The following is a 1,990-nucleotide window of genomic DNA, read 5'->3' as shown; positions in this document are numbered from 1 at the left end:
TGGCCGCAGCCCGCCAGGACGGCGGAGCGGATACGCAGAGTGATGATCGCTCCGGTGTGCGGATCCCCGCCAGAGGGACCGGCGCGGGCCGGGATCGCTCTCCTGGCGGCGGCGACGGAGCCGTGCGGAGGGCCCTGCCGATCGTCTCCTGACCGGGTCTGAAGTCCTGACTTTCGTCCCGGTGGTACCCCGGTCGGTGATTCCGCTGGACAATACTTCCGCCGGGCTCCGGCCGGATCACTTCCGCTGGATCGCGACTGGTGGAAGTGCCATCGCGTGACGGGCTGGTTCTGCTTGCCCGTCAGCCGGTCCCGCCTGTCAGCCGCTCCTGCCCGCCCGTCAGGATGGGCGGTGGGTGGATGCCTGGCGGCGCCCTGATCGACGTTCCGGCGGTACCCGGTCATCGGGTTGATCGCGGTTGTGCCGGGCGCCGGTGCGGCTCCGACAACCGCCGATGTTCGTTGTCACTGTCCGGATGGATATCCGCGAAAGTGGAAGTCCAGCGGATAGGAGGAGATGTCACAAGAAGGACAGTTCGTGGCAGCTTTATCTGATTTCGGAGGGTAAGATGGCCTGGTCAGAGCTCTCGGGGACTTCTCGCATATCGCTCAGTGCGCTGGACGGGGACCCTCTGTAACAGCGTCCTGCTACCGTGAGCTATTGTTTGATCGCTGGTTGTAGAGGATGTTGCGCTGGTGGGGTTGACGCGGCGGTCTTCGGCGCGTGTAATTACCGGCGTGTCATTTCCCCCGCCGGTGGGGAAGGTGCGGTAAAGCGCCCGCCCAGCCGGTGTGGACACCAGTCACCTGCGCGCCGGCGCCCGGGGGGTGGCCGACCGCACCGCGACGGGTCTGGAGGAGTCCACATGGAACGCACCGACGCGGGCGTCCACATCGTCCTCGCCGAAACACACCGGTCACGTGCCGGGCTGCCCGCGCAGCCCACGGCCACCGAGTGGGCCGGGCGGCCGGATCCCGGCCGCCGCGAGGGTCGGGAGCTGACCACCGCCGAGTTCGATGTCAATTTTGATATTGACTTTCACGATGATGGCAACGAAGACAAAGAAGAAGATGAATTCACTGAATCGATATCGGTAAGGTCGTCTGCCGGCCGGTCGCGGACCGGTGACACAGTGACCGGTGACACGATGACCGGTGACGCAGCCGCTGGTGACGCGCTGGCCGGTGGCGCGGCGGCCGAAGAGTCGCGCGGCACGGGTCTGGCCAACGTCGTCACTCTCGGTATCGACGACATCTTTGCGGACCCGCCGGAGTGGCAGGAGCGCGCGCTGTGCGCCCAGACCGACCCGGAGGCGTTCTTCCCGGAGAAGGGCGGATCGACCCGCGAGGCCAAGCGCATCTGCTCGGGATGCGAGGTCCGCAGCGAATGCCTGGAGTACGCGCTCGAAAAGGACGAACGGTTCGGTATCTGGGGTGGGATGTCCGAGCGGGAGCGACGCCGGCTGCGTCGGCAGGCGGTCTAGACCGCATCCGATGGACCTTCGTCCGCATCCGATGGATCTTCGATCGTGCGGGCGGCGCCTGACACCCACCGGACTCGGCCGGGCCGCCGACGTCGGGACGATCATGTTTCCGGCCCGCCCACCGGATCCGGGGCCCGCACACCGATCCTCGACGCTCGAGCCCTGCCGGGAAGCCGGTAGGCGGGCATCGGCCGCGTGACCGCCACCGGGCCGTCACCGCCATCTGCCGAGCGTCCGGTCGCCGACACCGGTGACCCGGGCAGCCTCGCCAGTGGGCCCGCGGTCGGCGGGCAGGCCGTAGACGGGTACGGCAGGGTCGAAGTCGTCGCGATCGTGGTGGCCGCCGACCAGGGCCGGGGCAGGGCCGGTCGAGAACGTTCCGATCATGCTGCTCCGGACGCCGCGGCAGGCCCGGGCCTGGCACGGACGCTGCGTGCGCTCGGCCAGCAGACCCGCCGGCCCGACCATGTCGTCGTGGTGGACGTCAGCGGCGGGCCCGCGGCCCGC

The 1,990-nt window shown here is 68.8% G+C and carries 2 protein-coding genes (1 of these 2 cut by a window edge); both read left to right on the top strand.

Annotated elements, in window-relative coordinates; all coding sequences use genetic code 11:
- Positions 1-1,219: 1,219 nt before the first annotated feature.
- The gene (locus FrCorBMG51_RS33610; protein WP_086055306.1) at positions 1,220-1,483 is read left to right on the top strand and encodes a WhiB family transcriptional regulator; all 264 of its coding nucleotides are present in this window, start codon (positions 1,220-1,222) and stop codon (positions 1,481-1,483) included.
- Between the two features lie 195 nt (positions 1,484-1,678).
- Positions 1,679-1,990, top strand: partial view of a glycosyltransferase gene (locus tag FrCorBMG51_RS28945; protein WP_086055299.1) — the 5' portion only. The gene runs 2,298 nt beyond the window's last position; only the first 312 of its 2,610 coding nucleotides appear in the window; its start codon is at positions 1,679-1,681; its stop codon lies beyond the right edge, outside the window.

Source organism: Protofrankia coriariae (assembly GCF_001017755.1).
GTDB lineage: Bacteria > Actinomycetota > Actinomycetes > Frankiales > Frankiaceae > Protofrankia > Protofrankia coriariae.
The sequence above is the reverse complement of the archived record's forward strand: the minus strand, read 5'-3'. Positions and strand labels throughout refer to the sequence as shown.